General features: G+C 62.3%; 16 protein-coding genes and 1 pseudogene. 11 read left to right on the top strand and 6 right to left on the bottom strand.

Annotated elements, in window-relative coordinates:
* Positions 1 to 9: 9 nt before the first annotated feature.
* Positions 10 to 1,518: a M10 family metallopeptidase gene (locus tag QN224_RS09210; RefSeq protein ID WP_283976407.1), complete on the bottom strand. Its 1,509-nt coding sequence runs from the start codon at positions 1,516 to 1,518 to the stop codon at positions 10 to 12.
* Between the two features lie 215 nt (positions 1,519 to 1,733).
* Here QN224_RS09210 and QN224_RS09205 point away from each other — a divergent pair, with 215 nt between their 5' ends.
* The gene (locus QN224_RS09205; RefSeq protein WP_173511888.1) at positions 1,734 to 1,892 is read left to right on the top strand and encodes a hypothetical protein; all 159 of its coding nucleotides are present in this window, start codon (positions 1,734 to 1,736) and stop codon (positions 1,890 to 1,892) included.
* A gap of 51 nt (positions 1,893 to 1,943) precedes the next feature.
* Here the strand turns inward: QN224_RS09205 and QN224_RS09200 are convergent, their stop codons facing one another.
* Positions 1,944 to 3,167, bottom strand: coding sequence for an NnrS family protein (locus tag QN224_RS09200; protein WP_283976406.1), 1,224 nt, complete (start codon positions 3,165 to 3,167; stop codon positions 1,944 to 1,946).
* A 363-nt stretch (positions 3,168 to 3,530) separates the two neighbouring features.
* Here QN224_RS09200 and nirK point away from each other — a divergent pair, with 363 nt between their 5' ends.
* The 3 genes from nirK to QN224_RS09185 all read left to right on the top strand — a co-directional run bounded on the left by nirK (position 3,531) and on the right by QN224_RS09185 (position 6,490).
* On the top strand, positions 3,531 to 4,664 hold the full coding sequence (gene nirK / locus QN224_RS09195; protein WP_269286368.1) for a copper-containing nitrite reductase: 1,134 nt from the start codon (positions 3,531 to 3,533) through the stop codon (positions 4,662 to 4,664).
* A gap of 77 nt (positions 4,665 to 4,741) precedes the next feature.
* A complete protein-coding gene (locus QN224_RS09190) occupies positions 4,742 to 5,656 on the top strand; it encodes an SUMF1/EgtB/PvdO family nonheme iron enzyme (RefSeq protein ID WP_283976405.1) in 915 nt (304 codons plus the stop codon).
* Between the two features lie 132 nt (positions 5,657 to 5,788).
* The gene (locus QN224_RS09185; protein ID WP_336621104.1) at positions 5,789 to 6,490 is read left to right on the top strand and encodes a Crp/Fnr family transcriptional regulator; all 702 of its coding nucleotides are present in this window, start codon (positions 5,789 to 5,791) and stop codon (positions 6,488 to 6,490) included.
* Between the two features lie 73 nt (positions 6,491 to 6,563).
* Here the strand turns inward: QN224_RS09185 and QN224_RS09180 are convergent, their stop codons facing one another.
* Positions 6,564 to 7,373 (bottom strand): class I SAM-dependent methyltransferase, encoded by an 810-nt coding sequence (locus QN224_RS09180; RefSeq protein WP_283976404.1) that lies wholly within the window; start codon positions 7,371 to 7,373, stop codon positions 6,564 to 6,566.
* A 105-nt stretch (positions 7,374 to 7,478) separates the two neighbouring features.
* Between QN224_RS09180 and QN224_RS09175 the strand changes: the two genes are divergently transcribed.
* The 6 genes from QN224_RS09175 to QN224_RS09150 all read left to right on the top strand — a co-directional run bounded on the left by QN224_RS09175 (position 7,479) and on the right by QN224_RS09150 (position 13,560).
* Positions 7,479 to 8,612, top strand: coding sequence for an ABC transporter substrate-binding protein (locus tag QN224_RS09175; RefSeq protein ID WP_283976403.1), 1,134 nt, complete (start codon positions 7,479 to 7,481; stop codon positions 8,610 to 8,612).
* Positions 8,613 to 8,670: 58 nt separating this feature from the next.
* On the top strand, positions 8,671 to 9,810 hold the full coding sequence (locus QN224_RS09170) for an ABC transporter substrate-binding protein (protein WP_283976402.1): 1,140 nt from the start codon (positions 8,671 to 8,673) through the stop codon (positions 9,808 to 9,810).
* Positions 9,810 to 10,877: an iron ABC transporter permease gene (locus QN224_RS09165; protein ID WP_283976401.1), complete on the top strand. Its 1,068-nt coding sequence runs from the start codon at positions 9,810 to 9,812 to the stop codon at positions 10,875 to 10,877. The genes QN224_RS09170 and QN224_RS09165 overlap by 1 nt, the downstream gene beginning before the upstream one ends.
* A complete protein-coding gene (locus tag QN224_RS09160) occupies positions 10,871 to 11,623 on the top strand; it encodes an ABC transporter ATP-binding protein (RefSeq protein WP_283976400.1) in 753 nt (250 codons plus the stop codon). Before QN224_RS09165 ends, QN224_RS09160 begins: the two co-directional genes overlap by 7 nt.
* Positions 11,624 to 12,224: 601 nt before the next feature.
* Positions 12,225 to 12,680, top strand: coding sequence for an Rrf2 family transcriptional regulator (locus QN224_RS09155; protein WP_269286378.1), 456 nt, complete (start codon positions 12,225 to 12,227; stop codon positions 12,678 to 12,680).
* A 478-nt stretch (positions 12,681 to 13,158) separates the two neighbouring features.
* Positions 13,159 to 13,560 carry a hypothetical protein gene (locus QN224_RS09150; protein ID WP_283976399.1) on the top strand — a complete coding sequence of 134 codons (402 nt, stop codon included), beginning with the start codon at positions 13,159 to 13,161 and terminating at the stop codon, positions 13,558 to 13,560.
* Positions 13,561 to 13,776: 216 nt separating this feature from the next.
* On the opposite strand, the gene QN224_RS09145 is transcribed toward QN224_RS09150, so the two are convergent.
* Together QN224_RS09145 and QN224_RS33855 are read right to left on the bottom strand one after the other, a co-directional pair.
* The gene (locus QN224_RS09145) at positions 13,777 to 14,130 is read right to left on the bottom strand and encodes a VOC family protein (protein ID WP_283976398.1); all 354 of its coding nucleotides are present in this window, start codon (positions 14,128 to 14,130) and stop codon (positions 13,777 to 13,779) included.
* Between the two features lie 15 nt (positions 14,131 to 14,145).
* A pseudogene (locus QN224_RS33855) lies at positions 14,146 to 14,654 on the bottom strand (LysR family transcriptional regulator).
* Positions 14,655 to 14,787: 133 nt separating this feature from the next.
* Here QN224_RS33855 and katG point away from each other — a divergent pair.
* Entirely contained in the window at positions 14,788 to 16,962 is a 2,175-nt protein-coding gene (gene katG / locus QN224_RS09130) for a catalase/peroxidase HPI (protein ID WP_283976396.1), read from the top strand.
* A gap of 186 nt (positions 16,963 to 17,148) precedes the next feature.
* On the opposite strand, the gene QN224_RS09125 is transcribed toward katG, so the two are convergent.
* Positions 17,149 to 19,569, bottom strand: a complete 2,421-nt coding sequence (locus QN224_RS09125; protein WP_283976395.1) for an FAD-dependent oxidoreductase — start codon at positions 19,567 to 19,569, stop codon at positions 17,149 to 17,151.
* Positions 19,570 to 19,728: the final 159 nt, after the last annotated feature.

The raw sequence follows: 19,728 nt of genomic DNA, 5'->3' as shown, positions 1-19,728 counted from the left end.
CACCTCCGCTCAGAGAACGAAATAGCCCTTCTGCAGGGCAACGGCATCATCGAGGTGAATGGCGAAGTCCGCCTTCCGGTCGCCGTTAACGTCGCCGTAGATATAAGTGTCGGACGCCCCTTGGACGTAGCGCAATTCGCCCTTGCCGCCAGCGAACGCGGCTGTTCCGACGAAGACAAACGCCTGGTTGCCGGTCGCGGCCGAATTGGCGTCGATCGCCGAAAGATCGATCCTGTCCGATTGCGAGGCGACGAAATCGTAAATCGTGTCGCGGCCGGTCGTCGTGACTGTCGTGTCCGTGAGCGTCCTGAAGAGAAACCTGTCGGCGGCGGTCCCGCCCGTCAGCCTGTCTGCTCCGGCGCCACCATAGAGCACGTCGGCACCCGCCCCGCCCGAGAGGCCGTCATTGCCGATGCCGCCGTCGAGCCAGTCGTTGCCGCTGTCGCCGTTCAACGTGTCGTTGCCGGCATTGCCGCGCAGCGTATTGGCGGCCAGGTTACCGGTGATCGAATCGCTGGCCGATCCGCCCAGGACGCTTTCGATCAGCGAGCGCGTATCGCCGTGGTAGAGCAAGGCGTTGAAGACATTGCCCCGTGCGAAGCCGCCGTTCGGGCCGCCGCCTAGATAGGCGAGCTGATCCTCGCTGAAGGTCGAGGCTTGGCCCGGCCGCAAGTCGATCTTGAGCCCGGTCCTGTAGGCTGAAAGGTCGTAGGTGTCGGTGCCGCCGCCATCCCAGACTGTCGAGAAAATGCGGTTGGCTCCCGGGGCGATGGCCGTTGCGCCGTTTACCAGCGTGGCGCCGCTGCCGGGCGTCCATTTGTAGACGGTGTTGCCGCTGTTGGTCGAGAAATCGGCGCCGTACATTTCCTGTAGCGCCGCGATGTCGGCCATCATGAAGGTTTGCGGAGCGCCGAAGCGCTCGTACCAATAGGTATTGCCGGAACCGACGAAGCCGCTGTAGGTCATGATCGAATATTCGACCGAATTGTATTGCGCGGGCAGCGCACCGTAGTCGTCGGCCTCATGCCCGTGCGAAAGCCCGAGTGCGTGTCCGAGCTCGTGCAGCAGCGTATGCCAGGCGTAATTTCCGGCCACGGGCGTGCGATAGTCGTTGGCGGTGCCGGCATAGGCCGTGCCGAACCAGACGTCGCCAGCTTGAAAGTTGGTGCCGGGATAATAGGCGTAGGCCGTCTTCGGCATGTTCGACTGCGCCAAACGAACTGTCGCGGTGCTGGCGCTGCCGAGCGCGAAACTGGCGTTGGTGAAGCCTTCGACGGAGAAACCGTCATTGGCGGCGGAACCGAACGATTGCTCCATCGCGAAGAGCGCCGCATTTTTCTGTGCGGCCGATATGGCGGCAAAACCGCTGTTCTTTTCCCCGCTGTAGCTGTAGTTGCCGGCCGATGTTGGAATGGCATAGGTGATAGTGCCGTTCCAGGCCACATTCGAGAGAACCCCATCGATCAGGCCGTTCCCGGTTGCCTTCACAATTTTGATGGATTTACCCGTTCCGCTCATGCAAATTTCCCGATCTTGAGTAGCGGCGCCTTGCGCCAGGAAGCTCGCGATTGGGACGATATGCCTTCACGAGATACGATTCTCGTAAGCCGATCGTTAAAATTGGAGACATTTTTGTGGCGTTCCGCGGATTATTGACATCGGTTGGCCTGGCCATCTTGGCGATGGGTTTGTCGACCTCTGTGCCAAGCGCAACGAACGCAGGTGAGGTGCAGATGCAGGAACCTCCGGATCCCGACACCGCCGTCAGGTCCGAGTTCGAGCGCGTGAAGGCGAAGAACACGGTCGAGGCTTACGAGCGCTTCATTCGCCGTCACCCGGACCATGCCTTGGCTGACGAAGCACGACGGGCCCTGTTGCGTCTCAAGCAGTAGAAGCCCGCCGGCAGGCAGGCCTCTGCATTTGATAACGGCTTCCAACCGATTTCAGGCGGCGCCGCGGGGCGAGCGGCGGTTGCGCACCAGCATCGGTCCGTATTCCATGCAGAACAGCGCGAATGCGCATATCCACAAGGCGCCCGATGCGGCCGCCAGTACATGGTAATAGGACGGCACGATTTCCGCGAAAGGCCGCACCAGCGCAGCGCAGATGATCGCCACGTAAGATGCGTTGGTGACGGGCGACGCCGTCAGCGGCCGACCGGTGTGTCCCCTGCTCGCGCGGGTCATCACCGCCAGCATCATGCAGGCAATGACGCCCACTGTCAGAATATGCATCACCGGATACTCCCCGAGCAGGCCGAGCGCGCCGGCGGCAATCCCGGCGAAACCCAAAGGCACGAAGGCATAGGCGACGTGCAGCACGACGAGCAGCTTTTCGGGATGGGTCGTCCAGCCGCGCCAGCGAACCAGGCGAGCAACGTGAAGCAGGGAGGCGACCATTGCGATTGCCGCCGTCAGGACATGCTCCGGCGCCAGCGCCCAGGAAGCGAGCGCGGCGATGCCCGTCAGAATCGCTCCCGTGTCGAAGCGATTATAGGGCGCCGGAAAATCAGTGCGGCCGAGCTTGTTGAGCCAGTTGCGCGTAAAGCTCGGGAGAATTCGCCCCCCGACGATCATGATCAGCATGACATAGGCTCCGATCGCAAGCCTTGCAGCGGTATCGACGTTAGCGCTTTCGAGCACCGCAAGGTGGAAGTGCACGTTGGCGCAGGAAAGCAGCACCAATCCGCCGATCACCTTCAGGTCCTTCCATTTCCGTCCCGCGATTACTTCACGGGCGCAGATCGCCAGTAGCGTCGGAAGAAACAGTGCTTCGATCGCTGCCGCCAGCGTCAGGCCGAGCAGATCCGTTGCGAGCAGCGCCAACCGGCCCGCAAGCCAGAGACCGAAGAGCCCGGCGAGCGGCAGGCCGGACACGGGAAGTCTGCCGGTCCAGTTGGGCACCGCGGTCAGAAGAAAGCCCGCAAGCACGGCGGACGAGAAGCCGAACAGCATTTCGTGGGCATGCCAGTGCGCAGCGCCATAGCCCCCCGCGATATCGATGCCGGCGCTCAATGTTGCGATCCATGCGGCCATCGCGCCGATGGCCCAGAGACCGGCGCCGAGAAAGAACGGCCTGAAGCCATAGGAGAAGAGGACGGGCCCGGTGGTGGCAAGCCCGCGCGGTATGCCGCCACGGGGCGGCGATTTGCTGCGCATATGAAACATTGTCCGATCCTGTCTGCGGGATCCCGACCGATATCGAGATGGCACCGAGTACCATAGGGGGAGGCCCATTCTTTGCGAAAACGCAAGTAATTGGCGAGCTTTGCTAAACCGCAAGTATTGGCGAGGGTGCGACAAAGTGCGCACGTGAATTTTCCAAAATTGGCAAAGCGGAAGGAAACGTTTGTTCCAAGACAAAGATGCCAATGGGACCTGGCTTTACTTGAAATACGAACGCTGAAGAAGCAGCGGTCAAAGCAACGGTGAGCCGGCCGAGAGGGCAACGGCAACCGTAACACGTTGAATATCGGCGTGATCTTTCGACAGCCAATCCCGGCGTCGCGATTGCGCCCAAGGAGAGCGATGATGAGTGAACAGCTTCAGATGACTCGCAGGACGGTTCTCGCCGGCGCGGCTTTCGCAGGCGCCTTGACGCCACTGTTGCAGACGGCGACGGCGCAGGCGGCGCCCGCGGCCGCGGCGGCCACGCCGCCGGTCGACATCTCGACCTTGCCGCGCGTGAAGGTGGACCTCGTTGCGCCGCCGTTCGTCCATGCCCATGACCAGGTGGCCAAGACCGGCCCCCGCATCGTCGAATTCACGATGACCATTCAGGAAAAGAAGCTGGTGATCGACGGCGACGGAACCGAAATCCACGCCATGACCTTCAACGGCTCGGTGCCGGGACCGCTGATGGTTGTGCACGAGGGCGATTATGTGGAACTCAGGCTGATCAACCCGGACACCAACACGCTCCTGCACAACATCGACTTTCACGCCGCGACCGGTGCGCTCGGCGGCGGCGGCCTGACGCAGGTCAATCCCGGTGAGGAGACGACGCTTCGCTTCAAGGCGACCAAGCCGGGCGTGTTCGTCTATCATTGCGCGCCTGAGGGGATGGTGCCCTGGCACGTCACGTCGGGCATGAACGGCGCAATCATGGTGCTGCCGCGCGACGGCCTGAAGGACGAAAAGGGCCAGCCGCTCACCTATGACCGCGTCTATTATGTCGGCGAGCAGGATTTCTACGTGCCGCGTGACGAAGCCGGCAATTACAAGAAATACGAGACGCCCGGCGAAGCCTACGAGGATACGGTCAAGGCCATGCGCACGCTGACCCCGACCCACGTCGTCTTCAACGGCGCGGTCGGCGCGCTCACGGGCGAGAAGGCGTTGACAGCGGCAGTCGGTGAGCGGGTGCTGATCATCCATTCGCAGGCCAACCGCGACACGCGGCCACACCTGATCGGCGGCCATGGTGACTATGTCTGGGCGACCGGCAAGTTCCGCAATCCGCCGGAGCTGGATCAGGAGACATGGCTCATCCCCGGTGGCACGGCGGGCGCCGCCTTCTACACATTCCGGCAACCGGGCATCTATGCCTACGTCAACCATAACCTGATCGAAGCATTCGAGCTTGGTGCGGCCGGCCATTTCAAGGTCACCGGCGAGTGGAACGACGATCTGATGACATCGGTGACAAAGCCGGCGTCGATGTAAGTTGATACTTACGAATTGCCGACGCGGGGCATCCGCCCGCGTCGGCCGCGACAAATGTCCCATCCGGAAACGAAGCCATGAGCAAGAAGAACCGGGAAAACTCGCCGTCGATGCTCTCGCTGACTGTGCCGGCAGCTCTGCTCGTCGCGCTCGGCATCACACTGTCGGCGAAACTCGGCCTGTTCGATCCGGTGGGGCCGGTCTCCGGCCTTGCGATCAAAGGGCCGGAGACCGTCGTTATCGAGCCAAGACAGATGCGTTATCGCGCCGAAGGGCACTTTCTGAAACGGGGTCTGGCCGTCGATGCGCCTCTGGTCGATGCCGCCCTCAGGGCGCCGTTCGCGATCACCAAGTACCAGGTGAGCCGCGGTGAATATTACCGCTGCGTCGAGGATGGCGCCTGCGAGGCACCGGAGGCCGGGGACGGCGGTGAGGACGTTCCGGTCACGGGCGTCAACTACAGGGACGCAGAGAACTACGCCAAATGGCTTACCGCGCAGACAGGAGAGGTCTGGCGGCTTCCGACCGACGAGCAATGGGCCTTCGCCGCCGGCAGCAAATTCTCCGACGATGCACTGGGGATCGATGCCGAAAGCGATAATCCGGCGCTGCGCTGGCTCGCCGATTACGAGCGCGAGGCAGGCCGCCAGAAGTCACCCGATCCGCGGCCTCAGCCTCGCGGTACCTTCGGCGAGAACGAATATGGCGTGGCCGATCTCGGCGGCAATGTCTGGGAATGGACCAGGACCTGCCATCGCCGAGTGACGATCGGCGATGGCGGCAAGGTGCTGAAGGAACAGCCGGCCTGCGGTATCTACGTGGTCGATGGCAAGCACCGCGCTTCCATGAGCTTCTTCATACGCGAGCCGAAGAGCGGCGGCTGTGCCGTAGGCGTTCCGCCGGATAATCTCGGCTTCCGCCTCGTGCGCGACGATCGCTGGTATGCCCGTTTGCTCTATGCCTTCGAACGGCGGCGCGGGCGTGCGGTATGACAGCGCACGTGTGGCCCACGCCGTCTGTTCAGGGACTGCGCGGCCGCAAATGGCAAGGGACGGTCCTTTCTTGCCCTGGTCCGGTATGGTATAGCAGCCGCCATATCGGAACGGCAGAAGACAAGGAACGACGTGGCCGCGCTCGACCGAACACTCGTTAAATCGCTCCCATTGTTTCAGAAGATGAGCGACCAGGAACTCGATCAGCTGCTGGCGCACGCGACCGTCCGGCGCGTCCCGCAAAACGAGGCGGTGTTCGAGCAGGGGGCGACGGCTGATTTCTTCTACCTCTTGCTGCATGGACGCCTGAAGGTGACACAGGTCACGCGGGACGGGCAGCAGATCATCGTTCGCGTCGTCAATCCGGGCGACCTCTTCGGCTTTGCCCGCGCCCTTCAGCGCAATGACTATCCGGGTACCGCAACGTCCGCAACGGAGAGCCTGGTGCTTGCCTGGCCGACGGAGCTCTGGAACGTCTTCGTCGAAATGAACCCGCATCTCGCCGTCAACGCCATGCACACGATCGGCCAGCGGCTTGACGAGGCGCATACGCGAATCCGCGAAATGTCGACCGAGGAAGTCGAAAGACGCGTCGCGCATGCGGTGCTGCGGCTTGCCGAAAAGGCCGGTCGACGGGAAGAGAGCGGTGTCCGCATCGACTTCCCGATCTCCCGTCAGGACATCGCCGAAATGACCGGCACGACGCTGCACACCGTCTCTCGGATACTCAGCGCCTGGGAGGGGCGGGGCCTTGTCCAGGGCGGCAGGCAGAAGCTCGTCCTGTGCGACATCCCCGGCCTCAAGCGCCTGGCCGAGCAGGCTGAAGAGCGGTAGCCGTCTCGTCCTCGCGCCGGATCGCAGCCGAGCCGTTTCTCGATCAGGCAAGCTGGCGATCGCCGGCCCTGTCTCAGTTCGGCGGCTTGCTTGCCCGGATCGCGTAGCGGTGCTGGCTTTTGCGCGCGAGCGCCTTGAAGACGTTCCAGTTCTTCGCCTGCGTCCGATGAATTTCGTTGAGATCGGTATCGATCTCGATGTCGACGAATCCGGTCTTGCGCAGAAGGTCGGCCACCTCTTCGGCGCGCGCGCCGCGTGAAAAGTGGACGCGGGAGAGAATGCTCCTGTGGGTCTCCATCATTTCGCGCGATCCGGACGGAGTGTCGGCCTTTAGAAGCCCGGCGCGCTGGCCCCAGGCGCCGAGCTTCGAGAAGAGCCGCTCCAGCGCATTCGTGTTGACGAAGTCGCCGTCGACGATCAGCAGCCTGCCGCCCGGTTTCAGCACCCGCATCCATTCCGCAAAGGCGGCGGCCGGGTCGACCAGCGTCCAGACGAGATGCCGGTTAACGACCGCGTCGTAGTGATCGTCCGGCTCCATCGTATTTTCGGCGTCGCCCAAGCGGAACGAAATCTTGCGCCGGCGCTCGCGAGCCTTGCTGCGCGCCCGCTCGAGCATCGGTTCGGCCCAGTCGAGGCCCGTTACCCGGAAGCCGAGATCGTCGAGCAGGTGCGAGACGACACCCGTGCCGCTCGCGAGGTCCAGCGCCGTGCGGCCTTCGCCCTCGCCGAGATGGCGCCGGATCAGTCGGTGCCATGCTGCGCGCTCCTCCTCGGAGAAAATCTCGTGCCCGGGGGAAAGATCGAAGGTTGCCGCGCGCTCCGACCAATAGGCCTTGATTTCGTCGCGAAGATTATAGTTCCGCTGCTCTGCCACGTCGCTCATATCGCTCTCGTCCCACCCGCTTTGGAAGCGTTCTAAAAGATATATGTTGACTGATAAAGTCATGAAATATTAGATCGCCCCAATTTTTTAGCGGAGCGAAGAACAATGAGGCTTTTCAACACGGTGGCCAGCGCCGCCATGGGTTTTTGCGTCCTTTTTTCGGCCCCGGCCTGGGCTGAAACGGTCACGGTCAAAGACGTCACGGGCCGTGACGTCGAGGTCGAAGTGCCAGTCAAGCACGTGATTCTCGGCGAAGGGCGCCAGATCTATTTCCTCGCCGCGCTCGACAGGGAAGAGCCTTTCAAGCGCGTCGTCGGCTGGCGCGACGATCTGGCGAAGGCCGACCCCGAAAGCTATGCCGCCTATCTCGCCAAATACCCGGACATCGCCAAGCTGCCGGCTTTCGGCGGCATGAAGGACGGAACCTTCGACATTGAGCAGGCCGTAGCGCTGAGGCCGGATGTCATCCTGATGAATGTCGACGCCAAGACGGCGACGGAGGAAGCCGGCTACATCGAAAAGCTCGGCAAGGTCGGCATTCCGCTCGTCTACGTCGATTTCCGTGAGAAGCCGATGGAGAACACCGAACCGAGCATGCGCATCATGGGCAAGCTCATCGGCAAGGAGGAAAAGGCCGAGGAGTTCATCAAGTTCCGCGCCGACAATATCGCCAAGGTGACCGACGTGCTCGCCAAGGCCGACGCGAAAAAGCCGCTCGTCTTCGTCGAACGCGCCGGCGGCTATTCCGACGATTGCTGCATGTCCTTCGGCAATGAGAATTTCGGCAAGATGGTCGAGCTCGCCGGTGGCGTGAACATGGCGAAGGACATCATTCCGGGCACGTTCGGTACGGTCAATCCGGAGCAGATCATCGCCGCAAACCCGGATCAGATCATCATCACCGGTGGCAACTGGCAGGGTTACGTGCCCGGCGGGGACTGGGTCGGCGTCGGCTATGGCGCCGACGAGACGGAAGCGCGCCGAAAGCTCGACAACCTGACCAAGCGTGCCGCCTTTACTGGCGTCAAGGCGGTCAAGGACGGCAACGTGCACGCCATCTGGCACCAGTTCTACAACAATCCCTATCAGTTCGTCGCCGTCCAGCAGATCGCCAAATGGCTGCATCCGGACCTCTTCAAGGATCTCGATCCCGAGGCGACGTTCAAGGAACTGCACGCGCGCTTCCTGCCGCTTCCCTACAAGGGCGGGTACTTCGTCTCGCTGAATGTCGGTCAATAAGGGGTCGGGCGCCGGAGAGAAGGGAGGCTCCCCGGCGCTCCCATCAAGAGGTTTGCATATGTCGCTGTTCAAGAGACTTTTCCCGGCGCTGGTCGCAATGGCGGTGTTCATCGCTGTACCGGCCATGGCTGCGGAAATCACCGATGTCATCGGTCGCCGGGTCGAGCTCGACCTCCCGGCCAAGCGGGTGCTGCTTGGCGAGGCGCGGCAGATTCATGTGGCGGCGGCACTGAAGGGCGAACACGTCTTCGACACAATCGTCGGCTGGCGCGATGATCTGATCAAGAAGGACCCGGATTCCTACACGGCCTATCGGGAACGCTTTCCGGCGATCGTGGACCTGCCGCTGTTCGGTTACATACCGAGCGGCGATTTCAGCCTTGAAGCGGCGATCGCACTGAAGCCGGATGTGCTGACGCTGAACCTCGAGGCGCAGCAGGCGGTCGAGGAATCCGGCTTCATCGAAAAGGCTGCCGCCGCCGGTATCGCCGTCGTCTTTCTCGACTTCCGCGTCGATCCGGCGAAGAACAGCGTAAAATCCGTCGAAATCCTCGGCGCGCTTTTTGGCGCAGAGGCGCGGGCCAAGGAGTTCATCGCCTGGCGTCAGGCCCAGATCGCGCTGGTGACCGACCGCCTGGCGGCGGCCGCGGCGGTCGCGCGCCCGAAGGTCTTCATCGAACGCTCGCCCGGGATCACCGGTGAAACCGCCTGCTGCAGGACGTTCGGACCTGCCAATTTCGGCGAGATGGTGGAAAAGGCGGGCGGCCATAATATCGGCTCGGATGTGGCCACAATAACCTTCGTTGATCTCAACCCTGAACAACTCGTCGTCGCCGATCCGGACCATGTGATTATCACCGGCAGCAACTGGGCGGCCGAGTCCGACCTCAATCAGTTCGTGAATGTCGGCCGCGGTGCCGATCCGGCGGCGGCCCGGGAAAGGCTGGCGGCCCTGATGCAGCGCCCGGGCTTTACCACGCTCAAGGCGGTGAGAGAGGGCAGGGTGCATGCTGTCTGGCACCAGTTCTACGGTGCACCCTACGAGTTCGTGCCGATCCAGCAATTTGCCAAGTGGTTCCACCCGGAGCTTTTTGCCGACATCGATCCGGACCGGACGTTCCGCGAGTTCCACGAGAAATTCCTGCCCGTCGCCTATCGGCCGGGTTATTTCGTCTCGCTTCCGCAAGGGGGTGAATAATGGTTGCGGCGGTGGGAGAATTCGCCGGTGTCGAAGGGCGCGGGCGTTACCGCGCCCTCGTGCTGCGCCGGTTGCTGCTGATCTCCGGTCTCGTCACGGCGCTCTTCGTGTCGGTGGCGGTCGACATGGCGCTGGGGCCAGCAAATTATCCGCTCACCGATGTGCTCGCGGCCTTGTTCCGGCCGGAGACGGTCGGCGACCAGCTTCGCGTGGTGATCTGGGACATCCGCATGCCGATTGCGCTGATGGCGGTCACCGTCGGTGCGTCGCTTTCGGTCGCAGGCGCGCAGATGCAGACGATCCTCGCCAATCCGCTGGCGAGCCCCTTCACGCTCGGCATTTCCGCTGCCGCCGGCTTCGGCGCGGCACTTGGCCTCGTTGCCGGCGTGGCGATCTTTCCCGTCGCGGTCCACTACATGGTTCCGATCAACGCCTTCCTGATGGCGATGGTGGCGGCACTCTTCATCCACTTCGCCTCGACCATGCGCGGCGTGACCGTCGAGACGATAGTGCTCATCGGCATCGCCCTCGTCTTCACCTTCAACGCGGCTCTGTCGCTGCTTGAATATCTGGCGTCCGAGCAGGCGCTCGCCGCCGTCGTGTTCTGGACCATGGGGAGCCTCACGAAGGCGACCTGGCCGAAGGTATGGATCACCGGCGCCGTGCTCCTCGTCGCCGTGCCGCTTTTCGCGCGCCACGCCTGGGCGCTCACGGCGCTGAGACTTGGCGATGACAAGGCGGCGAGCTTCGGCATCAATGTCCGCCGCCTGCGGCTCGAAACGATGCTGACGGTCAGTTTGCTTGCGGCTATCCCGGTCTCGTTCGTCGGCACCATCGGCTTCGTTGGCCTCGTGGGGCCGCATATCGCCCGGATGCTCGTCGGCGAGGATCAGCGCTTCTTCCTGCCCGCTTCCGTTCTTTGCGGCGCGCTTCTGCTCTCGGTGACGTCCGTCGTCAGCAAGATGCTCATTCCCGGCGCGGTGCTGCCGATCGGCATCATCACGGCGCTGGTCGGCGTCCCCTTCTTTTTCGCGCTGATTTTCACCAACAGGAGACGTTCATGGTAGCCCTGACGCTGGAAAAGGTTGGCGCGACATACGGCCGGCGCGTGGTGCTGTCCGACGTCAGTACGGGCATGTTGCGGGGTGGCGGCCTGACCGCCGTCATCGGTCCGAATGCCGCCGGAAAGTCGACGCTCTTCAAGCGCATCGCCGGGCTTGCAGCCGGCCCTGGCCTCGTCCAGCTCTCCGACACCGCCAAGGGACCGGAAGCGGTCTGTTACATGCCGCAGGATACCGGAGCGAATGCGGTGCTGACCGTCTACGAGTCGGTGCTGCTTTCGGCCAAGCAGGGCTCCGGCTGGAAGGTCAAGGATGAAGAGCTTGCGGAAATCGACCGGGTGCTCGCGGCGCTCCGGATCGACGACCTGGCGTTCCGCGGTCTCGGCGAGCTTTCCGGCGGTCAGCGCCAGCTCGTCTCGATCGCGCAGGCGCTGGTGCGCAAGCCGGAAGTTCTGTTGATGGACGAGCCGACGTCGGCGCTCGACCTCTTCCGCCAGATCGAGGTGCTCGGCTTCATGAAGCGGTTGTCGGCGCAATCCGGGATGGCAGTGCTGATCGCTTTGCACGACTTGAACCACGCGCTGCGCTATTGCGACGATACGATCGTGATCAGCAACGGATCGGTGATCGCCAGCGGCCCAACCCCCGAGGTGATCACGGCCGAGATGCTGAAATCCGTCTATCGCGTCGAAGCCCGCGTCGAGGCATGTTCTCTGGGCCGCCCCGTCGTCATCGTCGACGGTTCCATTTAGAGCAATTCCAGGAAAAGTGCGTAACGGTTTTCCGCCTGGAATTGGATTGTTTCAAAGACTGCATTGGTTCAATGAAACAATGAAATGATCTAGGCCGCGCAACCGCCGGTAAAGGGTTCGTTCCCGCGGGCGCGCGATTGACGTGACTCGCCCTCGAAGCCATGCGCAATGCTTCGAAATCGTACCGAGCAACATCAGATGGGCGTTCGCGGCCGCCGGACGGGTGACGAGCGTACTTGTCCGCAAGCCGCGTCACGCAGGCGACGCGATTTTCCCGTTCTTCGATGCTGTTGGCGAGCAAGGGGCGAGCCGGGTCAAGTGATCTTGACTTGGGGGGTAGGGTGAGAGCGTCGGCCCCGTTTTCATCTTGAAGGACCGCGACCGCTGGCTGTTCCAAAGGCGAGCTGCGATCGCGTTTCGACGGCACGATCGACAACAGCTTCACAGTAAATCTATCTGTGAACTGAATTGATTTCTTGCCGCCGGAATGGGGTTGATCTATTTAACATATATCTAAGATGCCCCATGAATGTATGAGCCGGCGCGACGCCCGGTGTGGTGGGCGGCCACTGGCAAAAGTCTTTCTCGAAAGCTGTGTCTCATGCTGACAAAAAAGGGAAAATACGGGCTGAAGGCCATGGTTGACCTTGCCCAGCTTCAGCCGGGCGAAACGGCCTTTATCACCGATATCGCCGTCCGTAACAATCTGCCGAAGAAATTCCTCGACACGATCATGCTGGAACTCCGCAACGCCGGGTTCCTTCGCTCGAAGAAGGGCCCTGGCGGCGGCTATTCGCTCGCGCGCCCGGCGGCCGAGATCCGCGTCGGCCAGGTGATCCGCACGCTCGACGGCCCGCTTGCGCCGATCCGCTGTGCCAGCCGCACCGCCTTCGAGGCCTGCGATGACTGTCGCGATCCGGAAAGCTGTCACGTGCGGCGCTCGATGGTGGTCGTGCGCGACGCCATCGCAGGGATCCTCGACAATATGACGCTCGAACAGTTCGCGGCCAGCGAGAACGAAGACCTCGTAGCGCCGTTTCGCAGCGGAGCCGGCTGAGGCCTGCCCTTTGCCGCGCCGTGGTGAAACGACCGGGCCGATGGTCGACTGTTTGGAACGGCGAGGCTTTGCGCCGGCTTCAGTGTGCCGTGTGCAGGATGTTGCGCGCCTCGTCCTCCATCGAGCGTCCGCGCGCAGCGGCGCGTAGCCGCGGTCTCCGGTCTCCACGAACGGCCGGCGGGAAAGCGGAGACCATGCTGAACGGCAGGGGATGCGGATTCGAACCACCACAGGAACGATCACAACTGCGGGTGACGTAAGAGCAACCGCATGGTGAAAGAAATCCTGCTCAACAGCCAAAGGTTTCACGAGACGGCATTGTCCCGCGCATAGTATATGACGTGCAATCTGTTGGAAAATGCTCGCGGCTGAATTTGAAAGAAACTCAGCTGTCTGCAGGGAACTCTTCGCGCAGAGCTTAGTTTGCTCCACAGTGTAACGGATGCATTGCGTCCCTAAACAGCGAGCGAAGAGAAAAATGTTGATACGTCTCATAGCAGCTACCGCCCTTCCCCTTCTGTTGGCTGCGCCGGCATTTGCGAACTGCACTCAGGAACTTGCGAAACTCGAGCAAGCTATGGTTGCCGCGGAAACGGGTGCAAGCGGCAGCACGGCCGGCGTGCCCGTTACGGAGCACCAGGAAGAAGTGATGCCCGGTAAACAGAAGCAGGGCGTTGGAACCGAAACGACAGGATCGACCGGTACTCAGACTGAAGCGGTTTCCCCCCATCAGGAGCAGGTAACCGGGACACGGACCGGCGAAAGTGCCGACAAGCCAAGCCAGCTGTTAGCGGAAGCCCGCAAAATGGCCGAAGCCAATGATGAGCAGGGCTGCATGAAGAAGCTGGCGGAAATCAAGGGCCTGATTGGGGAAAAGTGAGGAGCTGGCCTGGACAAGGACGGGTTAGCGGCTTTCCGACCACCACAATGTGATCGGCGCCAAGGCGAAGCTTACAGGTCGAACTCTCCCGCCCGTCGACGAGCGGTGACGACTCCAAATAGCACTGTCACCGAGCGGCAGCTCTCGTCCGCAAGAACCCCTGCAACGCTCATCCAGATCACCAGCAAGGGGTCGTATCCTCCGAGAGGAAACGCTCTAACGAAGATGCGAGAGCACGTTGAGCAGCTTGCCTGTTGGGTCGGCGATGAAGAAGCGTCTTACGCCCCAGGGTTCGTCGGTCAGATCGTGGACGACCTGGCATCCGATCTCTTTCGCGCGACGGTACACCTCATCCACATTGTCGACTTCGATCGACAGATCGGGCACAGGCGCATCCGAGCCGCCCTCGCTGAGGATGCTGATCTGGGGAAAGGTCGTTTCGCGCGACGCCAGCGTGGCAATCCACCCGAGATCCATGACGACATCAAGCCCGAAAAGATCGGAATAAAACTTCCGAACGTCCGGGACACTGTCTGCTGCGATATTCGCGACGATGCGCCGTACGGTCATCCTGCTACTCCTTCCCTAGATGTTCGAGTCGGGCGCCTTTCCGGTTCGGTCGCCACCGGTTGTCGAAAAGTGCTGTTCGCGCATGGCGTAGACCGACCGGCGGACCACGTCGGAAATCTGCAGGAGCTGTTTGACCAATGGCGTCGAATTGCGCCGGATCATTCCTATCATACGCGAGAGCCGGGGAAACTTCGCCGTTTGCGTCTCATGCACCTATATTTGAATACCGTCGAACGTTCTGTTCAGATCGTTTATGATGGCCGGTAACAGGTAGGGTGCAATCGTTGGAACTCTCCCAGTTCATCCACGGCACGAACGATGTCGCGGACGCGCAGCGCGAACGTTTGATCGAACACGGTCAGTCTCACTTCACGCGCGCTACGTTCAAAGAGGTCGTTGCCCAATTCTTCTTCGAGTTCTTTGATTTGCATTGATGATGCTGGCTGAGAGATTGCACAGGCGTCAGCCGCGAGCCGGAAGCGACCATGTCGTGTCAAAGCTTCGAAATAACGAAGCTGTATCAGTGGAGGATGCGCATCGACCTGTGTCTCTGGCTCAAACCGGAGGGGCCACGCTGAAATGGCGCACTGATCGAAGGCTCCGACAGACAATGCCCCCTTTTGAATGGCAGACATATGAAGCAACAAGGAGAAAATCATGGACATGGAAACTGACAGCGCGAGCAAATGTCCCGTCGCAGATACGGCCCGCGGCAGATCGAATCGCGACTGGTGGCCTAACCAGCTGAACGTCCAGGTTCTTCACCAGCAATCTGGTCTTGCCGATCCGATGGGCAAGGCGTTCAACTACGCCGAGGAGTTCAAGAAACTCGATCTCGACGCGCTGAAACAAGATCTTCATGCGTTGATGACGGATTCGCAGGATTGGTGGCCGGCCGACTTCGGTCACTACGGCGGCCTGTTCATCCGCATGGCCTGGCACAGCGCCGGCACATACCGCATCACCGATGGCCGCGGTGGCGCCGGCGCCGGGCAGCAGCGTTTTGCGCCGCTGAACAGCTGGCCGGACAACGCCAACCTCGACAAGGCCCGCCGTCTCTTGTGGCCGATCAAGCAGAAATACGGCAACAAGATCTCCTGGGCCGACCTGATGATCCTCACGGGCAATGTCGCGCTCGAATCCATGGGCTTCAAGACCTTCGGCTTCGCCGGCGGCCGTGCCGATGTGTGGGAGCCCGAAGAGCTGTTCTGGGGGCCGGAAGGTACGTGGCTGGGCGATGAGCGCTATAGCGGCGAACGCGAGTTGGCAGAACCGCTCGGCGCGGTACAGATGGGCCTTATCTACGTCAACCCGGAAGGTCCGAACGGCAATCCCGATCCCGTAGCCGCTGCACGCGACATTCGCGAAACCTTCGCCCGCATGGCGATGAACGACGAGGAAACCGTGGCGCTGATCGCCGGTGGTCACACCTTCGGCAAGACCCATGGTGCCGGCGATCCGTCCTTCATCGGTGCAGAGCCCGAAGGCGCAGCGATTGAAGACCAGGGCCTCGGCTGGAAGAGCACGTACGGGACGGGCATCGGCAAGGACGCGATCACGGGCGGCCCGGAAGTGACCTGGTCGCAGACGCCGACCTGGTGGAGCAGCTACTTCTTCGAGAACCTGTTCAACTGCGAGTGGGAACTGACCAAGAGCCCGGCCGGCGCGCATCAATGGAAAGCGAAGAATGCCGATGCTTCCATCCCGGACGCCTTTGACGGGTCGAAGAAGCATCTTCCCACCATGCTTACCACCGACCTGTCGCTCCGTTTCGATCCGGTCTACGAAAAGATCTCGCGTCGCTTTCTCGAAAACCCGGACCAGTTCGCCGATGCCTTCGCCCGCGCATGGTTCAAGTTGACCCACCGCGACATGGGCCCGAAGGTTCGCTATCTCGGTCCGGAGGTCCCAGCCGAAGACCTGATCTGGCAGGATGTGATCCCGGCCGTCGACCACAAGCTGGTAGACGAGAAGGACGTCGCCGACCTCAAGGCCAGAGTTCTCGCGTCCGGCCTCTCGGTGCAGGAACTGGTGTCGACCGCCTGGGCTTCGGCTTCGACCTTCCGCGGCTCCGACAAGCGCGGCGGCGCCAATGGTGCGCGCATCCGCCTCGAACCGCAGAAGGATTGGGAAGTCAACCAGCCAGCGCAACTGGCCAAGGTGCTCTCCGCTCTTGAAGGCATCCAGAAGGACTTCAACGCCGCGCAGACCGGCGGCAAGAAGATTTCGCTGGCCGACCTGATCGTGCTTGCTGGCGCCGCCGGCGTCGAGAGGGCGGCAAAGTTTGGCGGCGTGGACATCACCGTTCCGTTCACGCCGGGCCGCATGGATGCCTCGGAGGCACAGACCGACGCCGCTTCCTTCGCCGCGCTCAAGCCGCGCGCCGACGGTTTCCGCAACTATCTCGGCGGCCGGCAGTTCATGAAGCCGGAAGAAGCTCTGGTGGATCGCGCCCAGCTGCTCACGTTGACCGCACCGGAAATGACCGTTCTCGTTGGCGGCCTGCGTGTGCTGAAGGCGGGCGAGCCTGAGCATGGCGTCTTCACTTCGCGTCCCGAGGTGCTGACGAACGACTTCTTCGTCAACCTGCTCGACATGCGCACGCAGTGGGCCCCAATTGCCGGCGAAGAAGGCGTTTACGAAGGGCGCGACCGCAAGACGAACGAGCTCAAGTGGACCGGTACCCGCGTCGACCTGATCTTCGGTTCACACTCGCAGCTTCGCGCCCTGGCGGAAGTCTATGCCCAGTCCGACGCCAAGGAGAAGTTCGTGAAGGACTTCGTTGCCGCCTGGAACAAGGTCATGAACGCCGATCGATTTGACCTTGTCTGATCGGAAAAACCTGCCTGGACGCGGCTCTTGGCCACGTCCAGGCATCCTTATGCGGGATGAAATCTTCCTCGTCAGATCTCGTCGCCTCGACAAAATGTCAGCGCGAAACAGGCGGCCGCCAGCGGCAAGAAGTGTACGGCAGGATTCCGACCGCCTAATCTGCCGATCAGACGCGCCGCACGGCTGTCACGATCTCAGCCTTTCCCCTTCCGGGTCGAACGGCGGCCGTTCCAGGATTATTGCGTCACGGGGACGGCCGAGGATCGCGACGCTGACCTTGTCCCCCGGCTTCGCCATGTCGCCCTTGATGTAGCAGAGGGCGAGCGACATGCCGACGCTATAGCCGTACGCGCCGGACGAGACCTGGCCGATCGGGGTGCCGTCATGAAGAAAGATCGGCTCGCCGCCGGTGGCATCCGCATCCCTGGCGTCGATTGATACCATCGCGAGCTTCTGCCTCGGGTGCTCCCCGGCAATCCTCTGATAGGCGTCCCTGTTCAGGAAGGCGCCCTTGTCGATCTTGATCAAGCGGCCGAGACCACTTTCCTGTGGCCAATATTCCGGCGAGTACTCGCGGCTCCAGCTGCCGTAGCCCTTTTCTATGCGCAACGAGGCGAGCGCGCGTGAGCCGACCGGGCCTGCGCCGAGATCCTTGCCGGCCTCGAGTAAGGCGTCGTAGAGCGCGACCTGCTGGTCGGCGTCGCAGTAGAGCTCCCAGCCGAGATCGCCGGTGAAGGAGACGCGCAGCGCGACGACATCGACGCCGGCGACACTCATCCTGCGCGACCGCATGAACGGGAAGCTCTCGTTGGAAAGGTCTTCGTTCGTCAGCCGCATGAGCAATTCGCGGGATTTCGGACCGGCGATGTTGAAGGCGCAGAGGCGCTCCGTCATCGACGTGAAGGTGGTGCCTTCGGGCAGTGGAACCGCCTTGAAGAACCGCTGGTGGTAGCGCTCCGCCATGCCGGAGCCGAAAATCATGAACTCGTGCTCGCCGAGCTTCGTCACGGTGAAATCGCCCGCGATGCCGCCGCGCTTGCCGATGAGCGGTGTCAGGCACGAGCGGCCGATCTCAGTCGGCATGCGGTTGGCGAAGAGCGCGTCAAGCCACTCGGCGGCGCCGGGCCCCTTCACCGCATATTTGGCGAAGTTGGAAATGTCGATGATGCCGGCGTTCTCGCGCAGCATGCGGGCCTCGCGGCCGACGGGCGCCCACCAGTTCTGGCGGATAAAGCCGATCGTCTCTTCCTTCGGCTCGCCATCGGCGGAGAACCAGAGCGGGTGTTCCCAGCCGAAATTGAGGCCGAAGACCGCGCCCATAGCCTTCTGTTTCTCATAGGCCGGCCGGGTGCGGACGGGTCGGCCGGCCGCCCGCTCCTCGTTGGGGAAGTGGATCTTGAAGCGGTGGCTGTACTGGTCCTGCACGCGCGCCTTGGTGAAGGCCTTGTTCGCCCAGTGGCCGAAGCGCGCCATGTCCCAGCCGAACATGTCGAGCGACGGTTCACCCTCTATCATCCACTCCGCCGCAAGTTTGCCCATGCCGCCCGACTGCGAGAAGCCCGGGATGATGCCGTTGCAGCAGAAGTAGTTCGTCAGCTCCGGCACGGGGCCGAAGAGGACCGCACTGTCCGGCGACCAGATCATCGGCCCGTTGATCACGCGCTTGATGCCCGCCGTTCCGACGACCGGCACGCGGTCGATGGCGCGCATCATGTTGTCCTCGATGCGTTCGAGATCGTCCGGGAAGAGCTCGTGGCCGAAGCCGAGCGGCGTGCCTTCCTCTGCCCAGAAGCGCATGTCGCGCTCATAGGCGCCGATCAAAAGGCCGAGCCCCTCCTGCCGCAGGTAATATTCGCCGTCGCGGTCGGCGACGGAGGGAAGCCGCCGGTCGAGCGCGGCGATCTCGGCTATGGTCTCGGTCACGAAATACTGGTGTTCCGTCGGGATCAGCGGAAGTTCGAGCCCCGCCATGGCGGCGACTTCCCGGCCCCACAATCCGGCGGCGTTGACGACCCATTGGGTGCGGATGTCGCCTTTGGGCGTGCGCACGATCCAGCTGCCGTCCGGTTGCGCCTCGGTGCCGATCACTGGTGTGAAACGGTGGATTTCCGCACCCCGCTGGCGCGCGCCGGCGGCATAGGCCATCGTGACGCCGGAGGGGTCGACATTGCCGCCCTCGGGCTCGTACATGATGCAGCGGATGCCGTCGAAATTGACGAGCGGATGCAGGCGCTCCGCCTCGTCACGACCGATCTCGTAGAAGTTCATCTTGTATCGGCGCGCCTTGGCCTCCTGCAGCCTGAGCTGATGCTCGCGCGCCTCGGTCTGCGCGAGATAGAGGGAGCCTGGCTGGAAGACGCCGCAGCCTTGCCCGGTCTCCACTTCCAGTTCCTTGTAAAGCGTCATGGTATAGTGCTGGAGCAGGCTGATATTGGTGGAGTCGTGCAGGCCGTGGATATTGGCCGCCGCATGCCAGGTCGAACCCGACGTCAGTTCGCTGCGCTCCAAAAGTACGACGTCGGACCAGCCGAGCTTGGTGAGATGGTAGAGAATGGAACAACCGATTAGACCGCCGCCGATGACGACCGCTTGAGCGTGGGAGCGCATAGATTCCAACCTTGAACTGATGACGTCTGCTGCCGGCGGGCCTGTGCCGGCGGACCTCAGTTTAGGGGCGGGCGGTTTCTTCCAAAAGGCGGCGAGAGCGTGAAATCGGCCCCTTTCCGCGTCAGATGGACAAATAAAACGGGGTCATTGATCCCGCAA

Source organism: Sinorhizobium sp. 7-81, assembly GCF_030124405.1.
In the GTDB taxonomy this organism is placed as follows: Bacteria; Pseudomonadota; Alphaproteobacteria; order Rhizobiales; family Rhizobiaceae; genus Sinorhizobium; species Sinorhizobium psoraleae.
The sequence above is the reverse complement of the archived record's forward strand: the minus strand, read 5'-3'. Positions and strand labels throughout refer to the sequence as shown.